At 38.1% G+C, this 14,795-nt stretch carries 14 protein-coding genes and 9 tRNA genes; 19 read left to right on the top strand and 4 right to left on the bottom strand.

Features of this window, described 5'->3' with window-relative positions; all coding sequences use genetic code 11:
- The first annotated feature begins 950 nt into the window (after nt 1-950).
- The 16 genes from tolQ (at nt 951) to GQR53_RS05000 (ending at nt 8,483) form a co-directional block, all read left to right on the top strand.
- The gene (tolQ, locus tag GQR53_RS05075) at nt 951-1,655 is read left to right on the top strand and encodes a protein TolQ (protein WP_002960643.1); all 705 of its coding nucleotides are present in this window, start codon (nt 951-953) and stop codon (nt 1,653-1,655) included.
- A complete protein-coding gene (gene tolR / locus GQR53_RS05070) occupies nt 1,642-2,070 on the top strand; it encodes a protein TolR (protein ID WP_002960641.1) in 429 nt (142 codons plus the stop codon). The genes tolQ and tolR overlap by 14 nt, the downstream gene beginning before the upstream one ends.
- Before the next feature lie 4 nt (nt 2,071-2,074).
- Complete coding sequence (gene tolA / locus GQR53_RS05065; RefSeq protein ID WP_165743055.1) at nt 2,075-3,001, top strand: cell envelope integrity protein TolA; 927 nt, start codon at nt 2,075-2,077, stop codon at nt 2,999-3,001.
- Between the two features lie 9 nt (nt 3,002-3,010).
- A complete protein-coding gene (gene tolB / locus GQR53_RS05060) occupies nt 3,011-4,369 on the top strand; it encodes a Tol-Pal system beta propeller repeat protein TolB (RefSeq protein ID WP_165743054.1) in 1,359 nt (452 codons plus the stop codon).
- Between the two features lie 34 nt (nt 4,370-4,403).
- A complete protein-coding gene (pal, locus tag GQR53_RS05055; RefSeq protein ID WP_002960636.1) occupies nt 4,404-4,946 on the top strand; it encodes a peptidoglycan-associated lipoprotein Pal in 543 nt (180 codons plus the stop codon).
- A gap of 13 nt (nt 4,947-4,959) precedes the next feature.
- Nucleotides 4,960-5,709, top strand: coding sequence for a tol-pal system protein YbgF (gene ybgF, locus GQR53_RS05050; RefSeq protein ID WP_165743053.1), 750 nt, complete (start codon nt 4,960-4,962; stop codon nt 5,707-5,709).
- A gap of 226 nt (nt 5,710-5,935) precedes the next feature.
- Nucleotides 5,936-6,011: transfer RNA gene (locus GQR53_RS05045), tRNA-Lys, on the top strand.
- A 70-nt stretch (nt 6,012-6,081) separates the two neighbouring features.
- Nucleotides 6,082-6,157, top strand: a tRNA-Lys gene (locus GQR53_RS05040).
- An 84-nt stretch (nt 6,158-6,241) separates the two neighbouring features.
- A tRNA-Lys gene (locus GQR53_RS05035) sits at nt 6,242-6,317 on the top strand.
- Between the two features lie 85 nt (nt 6,318-6,402).
- Nucleotides 6,403-6,478, top strand: a tRNA-Lys gene (locus GQR53_RS05030).
- An 83-nt stretch (nt 6,479-6,561) separates the two neighbouring features.
- Nucleotides 6,562-6,637, top strand: a tRNA-Lys gene (locus tag GQR53_RS05025).
- A 24-nt stretch (nt 6,638-6,661) separates the two neighbouring features.
- Nucleotides 6,662-6,737, top strand: a tRNA-Lys gene (locus tag GQR53_RS05020).
- An 83-nt stretch (nt 6,738-6,820) separates the two neighbouring features.
- Nucleotides 6,821-6,896 (top strand) — tRNA-Lys (locus tag GQR53_RS05015).
- A gap of 63 nt (nt 6,897-6,959) precedes the next feature.
- Nucleotides 6,960-7,035: transfer RNA gene (locus GQR53_RS05010), tRNA-Lys, on the top strand.
- Nucleotides 7,036-7,176: 141 nt separating this feature from the next.
- The gene (gene nadA, locus GQR53_RS05005) at nt 7,177-8,217 is read left to right on the top strand and encodes a quinolinate synthase NadA (RefSeq protein WP_002962419.1); all 1,041 of its coding nucleotides are present in this window, start codon (nt 7,177-7,179) and stop codon (nt 8,215-8,217) included.
- Between the two features lie 176 nt (nt 8,218-8,393).
- Nucleotides 8,394-8,483, top strand: a tRNA-Ser gene (locus tag GQR53_RS05000).
- A 70-nt stretch (nt 8,484-8,553) separates the two neighbouring features.
- On the opposite strand, the gene GQR53_RS20815 is transcribed toward GQR53_RS05000, so the two are convergent.
- Genes GQR53_RS20815 through GQR53_RS20805 form a run of 3 tightly spaced genes read right to left on the bottom strand, consistent with a single transcriptional unit; the run spans nt 8,554 to nt 11,230 of the window.
- A complete protein-coding gene (locus tag GQR53_RS20815) occupies nt 8,554-9,144 on the bottom strand; it encodes a response regulator (protein ID WP_240917451.1) in 591 nt (196 codons plus the stop codon).
- A complete protein-coding gene (locus GQR53_RS20810; RefSeq protein WP_240917450.1) occupies nt 9,057-10,163 on the bottom strand; it encodes a histidine kinase dimerization/phospho-acceptor domain-containing protein in 1,107 nt (368 codons plus the stop codon). The genes GQR53_RS20815 and GQR53_RS20810 overlap by 88 nt, the downstream gene beginning before the upstream one ends.
- Nucleotides 10,145-11,230, bottom strand: coding sequence for a CHASE domain-containing protein (locus tag GQR53_RS20805; RefSeq protein WP_240917449.1), 1,086 nt, complete (start codon nt 11,228-11,230; stop codon nt 10,145-10,147). Before GQR53_RS20805 ends, GQR53_RS20810 begins: the two co-directional genes overlap by 19 nt.
- A 306-nt stretch (nt 11,231-11,536) precedes the next feature.
- Here GQR53_RS20805 and GQR53_RS04990 point away from each other — a divergent pair, with 306 nt between their 5' ends.
- Nucleotides 11,537-11,935 carry an OprD family outer membrane porin gene (locus GQR53_RS04990; RefSeq protein WP_346774386.1) on the top strand — a complete coding sequence of 133 codons (399 nt, stop codon included), beginning with the start codon at nt 11,537-11,539 and terminating at the stop codon, nt 11,933-11,935.
- A gap of 106 nt (nt 11,936-12,041) precedes the next feature.
- Nucleotides 12,042-12,911: an alpha/beta hydrolase gene (locus GQR53_RS04985; protein WP_165743052.1), complete on the top strand. Its 870-nt coding sequence runs from the start codon at nt 12,042-12,044 to the stop codon at nt 12,909-12,911.
- A 66-nt stretch (nt 12,912-12,977) separates the two neighbouring features.
- Here the strand turns inward: GQR53_RS04985 and GQR53_RS04980 are convergent, their stop codons facing one another.
- Nucleotides 12,978-13,367, bottom strand: a complete 390-nt coding sequence (locus GQR53_RS04980; protein WP_002962412.1) for a DUF2750 domain-containing protein — start codon at nt 13,365-13,367, stop codon at nt 12,978-12,980.
- A gap of 224 nt (nt 13,368-13,591) precedes the next feature.
- Here GQR53_RS04980 and GQR53_RS04975 point away from each other — a divergent pair, with 224 nt between their 5' ends.
- Nucleotides 13,592-14,635, top strand: coding sequence for an alkene reductase (locus GQR53_RS04975; protein ID WP_165743051.1), 1,044 nt, complete (start codon nt 13,592-13,594; stop codon nt 14,633-14,635).
- The last annotated feature ends 160 nt before the right edge of the window (nt 14,636-14,795 follow it).

The raw sequence follows: 14,795 nt of genomic DNA, 5'->3' as shown, positions 1-14,795 counted from the left end.
TTGCTGTGGTTTATTGCGCAGCAGGTAATTGTCTCAGTATCCCTTTGTTTCAAATTATTATACTCAAAACCTCAACACTCTGTTGCAAATGTTATTTCAAAATACTAATACGCTTTATAGTTAACTGTTAATTCACAGGGCGTTAAGACTCGCGAAGCTATCCTGCGTACCATTCAAACTAGTAAGCGAATTACTTATTGTAAATTAGGTAGGGCAATTATTAGTTTATAAATAAAATATGTAGCGCACTAAATTGCAGGCAAAAAAAAGCCCGCAAAAAATGCGGGCAAACAACAAGTTGAAGGAAGTAATCCAGGGGAACTACGTTTTACTAAATTTGGTTTTATCCAGAAAGAGTAAAACAATGTAATACGATAAAATACCCTATTACTAAGAACTTGGCTTAATGAAACTATCTCATTCAGTGCGCTAGCTCGGTATGGGAGAATAATACGTAAGTTTACTTTTTTGTTCAAACTAGAAAATTTGTATTTTCAGATTAGAAAAACTAATTTAGTGAGTTTTATTGTTGTTTGAATCTTGTGCGTTAATTAATCGTTAAATTTATAAGTTTATGAAATTTATAACTTAAGTAATTTATTTCGTTATAGCTCGGTATTAGTTTTATTATTACGTACAGGTGAGGCTTATAGGTTTTGAGTGTTTATGCTCTTATTTTGAATAAACGGCGCATTTTATGACGTTTCATGCATATATTTACGCATATTTATAGTTAGCGAGTTTGTTTCAAAGTTTAAATAAAATACTGAGGCAAAGGGAAATGCCAACTAAAGCTGTTTTTTTAACGTTTTTTGTTGCCTATTCATAGCAATACCGTTGTCAGCTTGAAATGGACTAGATACACTAGATGCAACTTTTGGCCGTGTAAGCGGTCATATTTACACAAATTAACCAATTTGCCGTATTTTGAAATTATTTAGGAGTTTAACGTGGGATCAGGGCTTAATTTTTTAGATCTAATTTTAGAAGCAAGTTTGCTTGTTCAATTAGTAATGTTAGGGCTAGTTGCCATGTCTGTAATGTCGTGGACAATTATATTTCAACGTAAAAAAGCAATATCGGATGCGCTAATAAATGCTAAGAAATTTGAGCAAAAGTTTTGGTCGGGTATTGATTTAAGCAAATTATATAACGAAATATCGTCACGCAGCGGTCAGTCTCAAGGCATTGAAGCTTTGTTTACTTCGGGCTTTAAAGAGTTTGCTCGTCATAAAAAGAATACATTTCAAAGTGCGAGTATTGTTATGGAAGGAACGCACCGCTCTATGCGTGTTGCGCTTTCTCGTGAAATTGAAAAAATGGAATCTAGTCTATCGTTTTTAGCAACAGTAGGTTCTATAAGTCCGTACATCGGTTTGTTTGGTACAGTGTGGGGTATAATGAATGCCTTTATTGCACTAGGTGAAGTTAAGCAAGCTACATTACAAATGGTAGCACCTGGTATTGCAGAGGCACTTATTGCCACTGCTATGGGTTTATTTGCCGCGATCCCTGCTGTTATTGCTTATAACCGTTTTTCAAACAGTGTTGAAAAGCTTGAGTCTCACTATATTAACTTTATGGAAGAGTTTGCTAATATTTTACACCGTCAAGCAGCTACACAAATAGAGGCACAAGCGAATGTATCAGCGTAAAAAGCGCCGTCCGGTCGCAGAGATTAATGTAGTACCTTACATTGATGTAATGTTGGTACTACTTATAATATTTATGGCTACAGCACCGCTTATAACGCATGGTGTAAAAGTTGATTTACCTAAAATGGAAGAGTCTGATTTAGTTGATACTAAAGATACTCCGCCTATTATTGCCTCAATAGACGCACAAGGTAAATATTACGTGAGTGTAGGTACTGATCCTGAAGAGCCTATGGAAGCACTTGATGTAGCGGCGGTTATAAAATTACAGCTAATGAAAAATCCTGACGTGCCGGTAATGATTAAAGGCTCGGGTAAGGTGTCGTATCAAGAAGTATTATTACTAATGGATTTTTTGAAAAATGCAGGCGTACCATCAGTAGGATTAATGACTGAATCCTTTGAGGGGAAGTAGCTGTATGAGTAGTTCAGTAGTAAAATCAATAGTACTTCATTTAGGGATTGGTGGGTTTTTGTATGCTTCTGCAAATATTCATCCGCCAACACCTAAAGTAATGGAAGTAACACTTAATTCGGCTATACCTACGCCAGATAAAGCGGTATCAGCCGTTACAGTTGATCAAAAACAAGTTGAGCAAAAAATTGCTGAACTTCAAAAGAAAGAAAAAGATAAAAAAAGTGCTGAAGATAAACGTATCCGTGATTTAGAACGCAGAGCGGCCAATGCACGCAAGCAACGCGAATCAGAAGCACGTAATATTAAAAAGCTAGAGCAAGAGCGTAAAGCTAAAGAGAAAGAAAAAGCGCAAGCCGAGGCAGAAGCTAAAAAAGCACGTGCCATTGAGCAAAAAGAGCGTGCTAAAGCTAAGCAAGCCGAAAAGCAAAAGCAAGAAGCTGAAAACGCAGCAAAAGCAGCAGCTGACAAACGCAAAGCTGAAGAAGAAGCGCTTAAAAAAGCAGAGGCTGAGCGCAAAAAGCGTGAAGAGGAAGCAAAAGAGCGTGCTGCTGAGGCCGAACGTAAACGCCAGCAAGCAATGCAAGAGCAAATGTTACAAGAGCAACTTGCCAAAGAGCAGGCTGCCCGTAGTAAAATACGTCAGCAACAAGTGGTGAGCGAAGTGGATAAGTACCGTGCATTAATTATGGCGCGTATTCAGCAAAACTTACTGATTGATGAAAAAATGAAAAACCAACAGTGCCGAGTTAATATTCGTTTGGGCTTTAATGGTTTAGTAACGCAAGTTAAATCATTAGGTGGCGACAAGTTAGTATGTGAAGCTGCATTAAGAGCAGTGCGCATGGCTGACACATTACCGGTATCTAAAGATAAAGACGTATTCGAAAAACTTAAGAATATTAATTTAACAATCAAGCCAGAATTTTAAAGGAATGATATGTTCAACAAAATAAAAATAGCCTGTTTAGTTTTACTGTTTGGGTTTACGGGTGTTGCCAATGCAGCGCTTGAAATTGTAATAACAGAAGGTGTAGACGGTGCAAGGCCTATAGCCATTGTACCTTTTAAATACCAAGGTGTTGGTCCAATCCCTGAAAAGCTAAGTGGTGTTATTGCTGCCGATTTAATGCGCAGTGGTAAGTTTAAACCTGTTGATGTGGCGCAAATGCCGCAACAGCCAAGTAAAGATGGCGAAATTGATTATGCGTCTTGGGTTAATAAAGGTGTTGAAGCTGTTCTTGTTGGTGAGGTTGAACAACAAACTGATGGGCGTTATTTAGTCCGTTATGAATTAGTTGATGTGATTCGTGGCCAAATTACTGGTGGCAATACGCAAATGATGAGTAACGGTAAGTTAGTTAAAAGCCAAGATCATATTTTAGAAGCGCGTGAAAGTGTTATTGGCGAGAGTGGTTTTCGTCGTTATTCACACCGCATTAGTGATGTAATTTATGAAAAGCTAACGGGTGAAAAGGGCGCGTTTTTAACTAAAATTGCATATGTAATAGTACGTGATAACGATCCTAAACCTTATCAGTTAGTTGTTGCCGATTACGATGGTTTTAACGAACAGGTGTTACTTCGTTCAAAAGAACCATTAATGTCGCCAGCATGGTCACCAAATGGTACTAAATTAGCGTATGTAACGTTTGAAAACCGTCAAAGCCAAATTTACATTCAAGATATATACACAGGTAAGCGTGAAATAATAGCAAGCTACCGTGGTATTAATGGTGCACCGCAGTTTTCGCCAGATGGTAAAAAGCTATTATTAGTGCTTTCTAAGGATAAGACGGGTGCGACAGAAGTTTACATGCTTGACCTTGCTACACGTAAAGAAACACGCTTAACAAATCATCGTAGCATAGATACTGAGCCATCTTGGCACCCTAATGGCCAAGATATTGTGTTTACATCTGAAAGGGGTGGTAATGCTCAGATTTATAAGTTAAATTTAAAAACAGGTAGGTCACAACGACTCACCTTTGATGGTGATATGAACCTTGCTGGTTCTATAACACCAGATGGAAAAGAATTAGTGATGGTTAACCGTACCAACGGGCAGTACCATCTTGCTAAGAAAGAGCTGGCTACAGGCGCGTTTCAAGTATTAACGAGAACACGCCTAGATGAATCACCGAGCATAGCGCCAAATGGTTCGATGATTATATACAGCACGCTCCATAATAATAAACAGGTACTTGCGCTAGTATCGATGGACGGCCGCTTTAAAGCACGGTTACCTGTGCTAGACGGACAAGTAAAGGCGCCAGCTTGGTCGCCATACTTACAGTAATATTACTGGTTTACTCAAAATAGGAATCTACTCAATGCAACTTAACAAAATACTTAAAGGCCTGCTAATTGCTGTGCCAGTAATGACATTAGCAGCTTGTAGCTCATCTTCTGATATTGATGAAGGTGCTGCAAACCAATCAAATCAAGGCGTTGTTGAGCAATCAACTAACACTGATACAGTTGAAGTAGCTACAATCTCTCCTGAGCAACAAGCAGAAGAGCAACTTCGTCAAAAGTACGAAGCACTTCGTCAAGAGCAAGTAATTTACTTTGACTTTGATAAAGCAACTGTTGAAGGTAAGTACGCAGATTTACTTCGTGCACATGCTGAGTTTTTAGTTCAAAACCCATCAGTTAAAGTACTAATTGAAGGCCACGCAGATGAGCGCGGTACTCCAGAGTACAACATTGCACTAGGTGAGCACCGTGGCCAAGCAGTTGAAAAATACCTATTAAGCTTAGGTGTTTCAGCTAGCCAAATGTCAGTGGTAAGCTACGGTGAAGAGAAGCCAATGGTTAAATCTCGCACTGAATCAGCTTTCGCTAAAAACCGCCGTGCGGTACTAGTTTACTAAGATAAGAGATATTATGAAGCCGAAAATTATTTTGGCAGCCATGATATTGAGCGGGAGCACCCAGTTAATGGCTGCTCCCGCTCCTGTTTCAGAAGCTGCAAGTTCACAATCAAGTATTGAGAAGCGATTAGCGTCGCTTGAGAATATGATGCAGTCGCGTAACTTTTTACAAGTAGAGTTACAGCAACAACTTAACTTGTTACAAGACGAAGTAAGTCAAATTCGCGGTGTAACTGAAGAGCAAAGCTACAAACTTGAAAAAGTACTGCAGCGTCAGCGTGAGTTGTATCAAGAAATTGAAAACCGCGTGAGCCAGGCTTATACACAGCCAACAGCAGCTCCAGTAGCCGAACAGGCGCAGCCAAACGATGCACAGAGCTACAGCAGTGACTTATCTGAAAATGAAGCGTACGAGCGTGCTGTTGCGTTAATAATGAAAGATAAACGTTATGATCAAGCGATTCCTGAATTTCAAACGTTTTTAACTACCTATCCAAACTCTGTATATGCGTCTAACGCGCATTATTGGTTAGGGCAGTTGCTTACTATTAAAAATGATGGCGTAAAAGCGGTAGAGCATTTTAAAGTGGTTGTTAACGAATTTCCAAATTCTAATAAACGCCCCGATGCAATGCTAAAGTTAGGCACACTTTTACAAGATCAAGGTTCAGCGGCGCAAGCACAAAAAATATTGAGCGATCTTATCAATCAATATCCAAGTACTACCGCTGCAAAACTAGCAACTGATCGTTTGGGAAACTAAAGTTCACTAGCGATTAAATTTCTAGTTAAGGCGAGCAAACTACATGGAAACTCCCGAAGAATCTTGGATTTGCATGTAGTTTGAGCACAAACGGTTTAATTTTGTGCATCTAGACATAAAAACTTAAAAAAAGAGACAATTTCGGTTGCACTCATTTTATAAATAAGTATTATAAGCGCCCGCAGCAAACGAATGGTTACCCCACTCGAAATGCGACAAAAAGAGAGGGTTATTAGCTCAGTTGGTAGAGCAGTTGACTTTTAATCAATTGGTCGATGGTTCAAATCCATCATAACCCACCATTCTTTGAATGGTCTTTTATCGGCGGATTTACGTACAATACTAAGTTGTTATAAAACGCAACGTCAGAGCGGGTCATTAGCTCAGTTGGTAGAGCAGTTGACTTTTAATCAATTGGTCGATGGTTCAAATCCATCATGACCCACCATTCTTTATTCCTCGTGAATACGGTTTGGCATCAATCGGCGGATTTACGTAAGCTTTAACTTAGTAATAAGTTAGCATCTGGAATGGGTTATTAGCTCAGTTGGTAGAGCAGTTGACTTTTAATCAATTGGTCGATGGTTCAAATCCATCATAACCCACCATTCTTTATTCCTTGTGAATAATGACTGGTTCCAATCGGCGGAATTACGCAAAGTAGTAAGTTGCATTTAAACGTAACAATAGAGCGGGTCATTAGCTCAGTTGGTAGAGCAGTTGACTTTTAATCAATTGGTCGATGGTTCAAATCCATCATGACCCACCATTCTTTATTCCTTGTGAATACGGTTTGGCATCAATCGGCGGATTTACGTAAGCTTCATTCATAATTGAATAAGTGCATAGAACGGGTTATTAGCTCAGTTGGTAGAGCAGTTGACTTTTAATCAATTGGTCGATGGTTCAAATCCATCATAACCCACCATTTTATGAAAAGTTATATAAGAGCGGGTCATTAGCTCAGTTGGTAGAGCAGTTGACTTTTAATCAATTGGTCGATGGTTCAAATCCATCATGACCCACCATTCTTTATTCCTTATGAATAGTGTTTGGCATCAATCGGCGGATATACGTAAGCTTCATTCATAATTGAATAAGCGCATAGATTGGGTTATTAGCTCAGTTGGTAGAGCAGTTGACTTTTAATCAATTGGTCGATGGTTCAAATCCATCATAACCCACCATTCTATGAAAGTATTAATCGGCGGATTTACGCAAGCTTTTACAAAGCAGATTTATATTAGAGCGGGTCATTAGCTCAGTTGGTAGAGCAGTTGACTTTTAATCAATTGGTCGATGGTTCAAATCCATCATGACCCACCACTCTCTAATACTTTCCTTTATATTCTTTTTTAATTTCCCACTTTATTTTTTATAAACAGCCTTACTAGTTTGCTGTTATTTGCTTTCATATTCTCGTATAATTCGCCCTAATTAATGCACTGTAGATAAGTGGTCGAGAAGATGAGTCTAGCTCAAACTATTATGCCTGAAGGTTATATTTTTCCCCCTAAGCCAGCACCGTTAACACAAGACGAGCAAGGCGAATATAAAGCGCGTATAAAACAATTACTAAAAGATAAAAATGCAGTACTTGTTGCCCATTATTATACCGATCCTGAAATTCAAGCACTTGCTGAAGAAACCGGCGGCTGCGTTGCCGACTCGCTAGAAATGGCGCGTTTTGGCGCACGTCACGATGCAGATATGATTATTGTTGCGGGCGTAAAATTTATGGGCGAAACAGCCAAAATTTTAACGCCAAATAAAACGGTTGTTATGCCAACGCTTGAAGCAACATGTTCGTTAGATATTGGTTGCCCGATAGACGAGTTCTCTGCGTTTTGCGATCAGCACCCTGATCGTAAAGTAGTTGTATATGCAAACACCTCTACGGCTGTTAAAGCACGTGCAGATTGGATTGTAACTTCATCCTGTGCACTTGAAATAGTAGAGCACCTCGATGAGCAAGGCGAAAAAATCATTTGGGGCCCAGATAAGCACCTTGGTAGTTATATTCAAAAAAATACCGGTGCTGATATGCTTATGTGGAATGGCGCATGTATTGTACATGACGAGTTTAAAACAAAAGCACTTAAAGACATGAAAGCGCTACACCCAGATGCAGGCGTTTTAGTTCATCCTGAGTCACCAGCAGAAATAGTTGCTCTTGCCGATTCGGTTGGATCTACGAGCCAATTAATCAAAGCAGCGCAAACAATGGACAATAAAAAGTTTATTGTAGCAACTGATCGCGGCATCTTTTATAAAATGCAGCAACTATGTCCAGATAAAGAGTTTTTTGCGGCTCCTACGGCAGGTGAGGGCGCTTCATGTAAAAGTTGCGCACATTGCCCTTGGATGGCAATGAATGGCTTAAAAGCGATTGAAGAAGCCCTCATAAGTCCTAAAGGCAAAGAAGTATTCGTTGATATGGATTTACGCGAAGGCGCTCTTAAATCCTTAAATCGCATGCTTGAGTTTACTGCGAGCATGGCTAAGTAACTTTTAAAGTATAAATTAAAAACGGTTAAGTCTTAGATTTAGCCGTTTTTTTGTGCCTATAGGTAAGTGTTGCTTGATTAGTAAGCATTTAAAGGCCCAAATTTAAAAATGCCTTGCACCTTAAGGGTCTATTTCATACTATAGCGCGCTGTTGCGTTACACAATTGCAGCACCGTGGAGGGATGGCTGAGTGGCTGAAGGCGCACGCCTGGAAAGTGTGTTTAGGTTTATCCCTAACGAGGGTTCGAATCCCTCTCCCTCCACCATTATTCTTAGAGCCCAGTTATTAATATCGAAAGGTAACAATAACTGGGTTTTTTAATGCCTTCAGAATGACTAGTTATTTACTAAGCAAAGTGTCGATAACATGCCGACAAGTTCATGTTTTTCGATTGGTTTTGAAACGTAACCATCAAATAACTGCCTGTATATTTCTTTTTGTTCTGTAAAAACATTAGCAGTTAATGCAATAACAATTTGTTCGCTATTAAGCGCCTTAATTTTTTTACATGCCTGAAGACCATCCATTTTTGGCATTTGAATGTCCATAAAAATAATGTCTGGTTTGTGTAACTCGTATAATGAAATCGCTTCTAAACCATTGTTGGCAATAATAATGGTGGCTTTAGTTGGTTCAAGCATCGCAGCTGCAACAAGCTGATTTATTTTATTATCTTCAGCTAATAAAATAATTTTTCCAGATAGGTCAGGAAGCTCAATATTTTTGGTTGTTAATGTGCTGTCATCCACCTGCGCTTGTTTTAATGGTAAGTACACATAAAACTGACTCCCTGAACCTAACTGGCTTGTTACTTTAATTTCGCCATTCATCAGGCCTATTAATGATTTAGTGATGGGTAAGCCGAGGCCCGTACCACCATATTCACGCGTGGTTGATTGCTCAGCTTGTTCAAAGCGCTCAAACAATCGATCAATTGCTTGCTCAGAAATTCCAATTCCGGTGTCTGATATACAACAACATATTTTTTTTCGTCGGTTAGCCTAAACGTTACTGTAACGCCACCTTGAGATGTAAACTTAATCGCGTTAGATATTAAGTTTAAAAATACCTGTCTGAGTCTAACTGGGTCGCCCACCCAATGCTTGTGCTCAATATCAATCACAAATTTAAGGTAAATGTTTTTATCTGTTGCTTGCACACCTAAGTCTGACTCAAAGTGATGAATAAGTTCAAAAAAATCAAAAGGCTTATGCTCTAATGAAAGCTTGCCGGCCTCTATTTTAGAAAAATCAAGAATATCGTTAATAATGGTGGTGAGAGCTCGAGTTGAATACAGTGATTTTTTTAAATACTCTTTTGATTTTTCATTAAGCGGTTGTTCTTGTAATAGTTGTAATGTGCCAAGTATACCGTTCATCGGGGTTCGTATTTCGTGGCTCATATTTGCTAAAAATTCAGACTTTGCTTGCGATGCTTGCTCAGCAAGTTCTTTTGAGTGACCAAGGGCTTGCTCGTGGTCAATTTGTTCTGTTAAATCGTAAGCAATACCTAAGTAGCCAACGGTGTCTCCTTCGTTATTTAACAACGAAGTGACACTTAAATTAACTTGTATTTTCTCGCCTGTAGAAGAAATGTATGTCCATTGATTAATATCTGGCTCTGTTGCTGTTGCTTTTAGGATAAATACTTCAAAACCAGGGGGTACAGGTTTATTTAATTCAGCACTAAGTAGTTTAGCTTTTTTTATAATTTCTTCTTTTAAATGAAATATGCCAGGGTTTTTAATGCCAATAACATCTTGCGCTTTGTAGCCTAATAACTTTTCAGAAGCGGGATTAAATAGAGTGATTAAGCCGTTTGTGTCGGTCGCAATAATTGAATAACTAGCACTGTTTAAAATACTTTGTTGGAGCATGTTCATATCGGCTATTTCTTGAGTACGTTGTTTAACTTCGCTTTCTAGTTTTAAATTTGCTTGCTGCAATGCGAGTTTATTTTTTTAGCCTGAAGTGTTTTTCTCTTAATTCTTTGGTTTCTTCTAAAAATAAACAATTGAATTAAAAAAACTACAAACATACAGCCAATAGTGGCGAAAGAGCCATTAACAATGGCTTGATACCGACTAGGAAGATGAAGGTTATAAATAAAGGCGTCTGAGGCATCAATGGTAATTTTCCACGTTCTACCCATTAATTTTATAATTTTAGTTAATTGATAATCGTTAGTTTTGCTTTTTATGCCATAACTAAAAAAATCAGTCTCAGTATTGTTATTGATATCACTTATCGTTAGTTGATTTTCGTCAAAGTGTGAAAGTGAGTCTAAAATTTTATCAATTAACAACGGCGAATATGCCCAACCTAAAAGCTCATTAAGGCGCTGTTTTTTATTATCAGAAATAGTAATGGTTTTATATATTGGCACTAATATTAAAAAGCCTTGTTGCGAGAGTTTATTCGCTTGTACTAAAGTCAGTGGCGCCGTTAATTGGGTTGTATTATTTATGGCAGCATTCAGTGCTGCCTGTTTGCGCATGCTCTCAGATCCAATATCTAATCCAATTGCTTGTAAGTTTTTTTGCTCAGGAAAAATATATTGAATTATAAAATGCTCATCACTAGTCGCTACGAGTGTATTCAAATTAAATGTCTGATCGGGTCTATCGTTTTTTGCATCATTCAAAAATTTATTTAATTGCTCAATGCCAACTTTTTTTATATAGCCAATACCATTAGCTCCAGGAAATTCTTTAGCGTAGTTACGGCTCCCAGAGTAGTTAGTTATGGCTTGATAGTTTAAGTTATTTGCACCTATCCCATGTACAAAGCCCTTTAAACCAAATAGCCCATATTGATACAAATCGAGCCTACTGTTAATACCTGTAGAAAGCCAGGATAGGCGGTTATCAAGCGCATTGTTTATTTTATTTTTTATGGCTTCTTGGTGTTTAATATGAGCAAAGTAGGTAAGTATAATGCCCGCAACTAATAAAATGACGTGAGGAAGCAGTGAGATTAATAACCCTTTATTAACCGGTCGTGCTTGAATCATTAATTAATCCTTTTTCATGAGCCGCAGTAAGTGTGTTTCTATTTTAATAACGTGATAAATATAGCACCTATTATTCAAGACACAACTTTGTTATTAATTGGAATGTATATATTTTATAGAGGTTTAGAGTAGGGGGAGTCTAAAAAGTTGATTTTAAGCCTCAAGATAAAATTAAAGTGCATATAAATATAATAATTTATAAATTTTGCATCACTTTATAGATACCAACAAAAGTAGTAGCAAAAGGTGCTGGTTTTTGTGCTTATTGATTTTTAGAAGAAATCAGCTGCTCATAACTTTACTTAGATAAGTGATGCTTGGATTGAAGATAACTTTAGTGGCGATCATGGTACAAACCCATTTCCAACTCGCTCATTGATTGGTGCCGATTTAACAAATCAAAACGAGGCAACGTGGCAGGCACGTTTTGGCATTGATTTAAAAGCAGTATCGCCAGGTTTAACAACAAAGTTTTACTACACAAGCGGTAGCGATGCTGAAAACTCTGCGCTGGGTAAGTTAGCTGGCACAGCTGATGAAAAATATTGGGCTGTAGATACGCGCTATAAAGTTGAGAAAATAAAAGGCTTAAGTTTGCGCTGGTTATTTGTAGATTATACAACCGAAAAATCAGGCAGCGTTGATGGTGTTAAAGGCGACAGAGCCGACCACCGAGTTTATGTAGATTACACTATTAAATTTTAAAATAACGTTTAATAAGCCAATGCAAATTTATACATTGGTTTTATTTCCTTTATTAATTACCACTATGATAAAACTAACAAATAGATAATAAAAATAAAGCTAATATATGTTTTCTCTTCAACAGTGGCAATCGCAGGGCCAATTCACTCATATTTCTGGCCATCAAATATTTACAAAAATAGCTGGTGATATAACTAAGCCTGCGCTGCTTTTAATACATGGCTTTCCAAGTGCTAGCTGGGATTGGGAAGGTATGTGGCAAACGCTTAGTGAACATTATTTTGTAATTACGCTCGATATGCTAGGTTTTGGTTTGTCAGATAAACCAATAAACGCTACTTATAAAATTACCGAACAAGCCGACTTATATACCCAATTTTTAAAAACGTTAAATATTAATGACGTACATATTTTAGCTCATGACTATGGCGATACAGTGGCTCAAGAGTTATTAGCAAGGCAAGTGGTTAGCCAAAGTGACTTTAAAATAAACAGCGTGTGTTTTTTAAATGGTGGGTTATTTCCTGAGGTGCATAAACCATTATTTATACAAAAGCTTTTACTTTCAAAGCTAGGTTGGATAGTGCCAAAATTAATGAATAAACAAAAATTTGCCAATAATTTAGTGACTATTTTTAGTAAAAGTACACCGCCTTCAAAACAAGTGGTAGACACACTTTGGGAGTTGCTAATTTATAAAGATGGTTTAGCCGTTATGCCTAAACTCATTAGTTATATAAAGCAGAGGCAGCAAAACCGAGAACGTTGGGTTGGTGCCATCATAAATAGCAATATACCACTTACGTTTATAGCAGGCGCAGAAGATCCCATCTCTGGTAAGCACATGATTGAACATTATAAAAAGCTTATTCCGAATGCGCGCGTACAAGAGTTTGTAGAGCTTGAGCATTATCCGCAAGTAGAAAGTCCAGATGCTATTACGCAGGCTTATTTGGATTTTAGAAATTGCCAATAAAAATGCGGCACTAAATTAAGTGCCGCGTTTATAAATTAATAACTCTGAGCATTTAGGCTTTGAACCTTAATATTTTTTCTTTGGTGCTTTTAATTGCTTTTCAAACTCGTCTGAAAACAATATCGTGCCGTCGTCTTCCTCTGTAGGGAAGGCTGCAATAAGTAAGTCATCTTCTTCAAGGCCTGGTGTCCAGCGACTAAACCAGTCAGCAAGTGGAATTGCTTTAGCGCTGCAGCCAGCCCATTCGCCAGTTGCCCATGCTTCTGCAAATTCGCGAGTTGGCCAAACTGGCACACAGTCGTCATCTTCGTTGGCAAGCATAACGCAGCCATCATCATCGTTTAAAATCCATACTTGTTTAAATTGTTGTACGGTTTCGAACATATAGGCTAGGCGTTTTTTTGCTCCAAGCCCTAAAATTACTGCTTGTTCTTCGCTTAAATTTGGCGTTGTCATAATTAGCTCACTCTTAATTACTATATCTAAATTATATGCACACAAGTATATCGAGTTATATGACAGAGTGTTGAAAAGTTGCTATTTAATTTCAGCAATGCAGATCTAATTTGTATATTGAGCAGTATAAGTCACAACTAATTTGAGCGATCATTCAAAATAAGCTTGAATGTTTGTAAAAAGGCCACATTGTAGTAAGCATATACTTAATGAAGGATTGAAAAATGACTACTGATTTACTTGCTCCGTTTAAACTAAATAATACGATTGAGCTTAAAAACCGCGTACTTATGGCGCCATTAACGCGTTGTATGGCTGACGATAACTTAGTGCCAACACAAGATATGGTTGAATATTATGCTCGCCGTGCCGAAACCGGTTTAATTATTAGCGAAGGAACTATTATTCGTCCAGACGCGCAAGGTTACCCAAATACACCAGGTTTATTTACCAGTGAGCAAATTCAAGGTTGGAAAAAAGTAACAGACGCAGTGCACGCTAATGGCGGCAAAATGTTTGCACAGCTTTGGCATGTTGGCCGTGTTGCACATCCTCACTTTTTTGATGGCGATGTACTGGCACCATCAGCAATTGGCGTTGAAGGCTCTGTACCTCGTATGCGTGAGCTTACATATATCACACCAAAAGCAGCGACTATAGATGACATTAAGGGCCTAGTAGCTGATTACGCAAAAGCGGCAGAAAATGCGATTGAAGCGGGTTTTGACGGGGTAGAAATTCACGGTGCTAACGGGTATTTGATTGACCAGTTTTTACATTACGCTGCAAATACACGCAGCGACGAATACGGTCAAACGCCTGAAAATATGTCGCGTTTTGCACTAGAAGTAACCGATGCAGTTATCGCTGCTGTAGGTAATGAGCGTACTGCTTTACGTGTTACACCGGGTGCTTATTTTAATATGAGCGAAGATAACCGTGATAAAACGGTATTTGATTACTTATTACCAGAGCTTGAGAAGAGAGATTTAGCATATTTACACGGCGGTATTTTTGACGACAGTACAACGTTTGATTCGCTGGAAGGTAAAACGACGTCTGAATTTTTACGTGCAGGCTACAAAGGTACATTAGTAGGCGTAGGCAGCTATAGTTTTGAGTCAGCAAAAGAGGCAATTAACGATGCTAAGTTTGATTTAATCGCTATTGGTCGCCCACTTATCGCAAACCCAGATTACATTAGCAAAATTGCAAACGGTGAAGAGTTAGTACCTTACAGCGATGAAATGCTAGCTGAATTGAAGTAACAGCTAAATATTATATTTAGTTATTAAGGCACCTTAAGCTAAACCTTTGAGTGTCTTTTTTTGTACATATTCCCGCCATAAATCTTCCATATTTGTTTAACCTTTATGTAAATAAAGTTCATCCTCGTTGTCATATTTAAAATTCATACTGTGCTCGTTT

It is taken from the genome of Pseudoalteromonas sp. Z9A6 (assembly GCF_011378805.1).
GTDB lineage: Bacteria > Pseudomonadota > Gammaproteobacteria > Enterobacterales > Alteromonadaceae > Pseudoalteromonas > Pseudoalteromonas distincta.
Note: the sequence above shows the minus strand (reverse complement) of the source record. Positions and strands in the feature narration are given on the sequence as shown.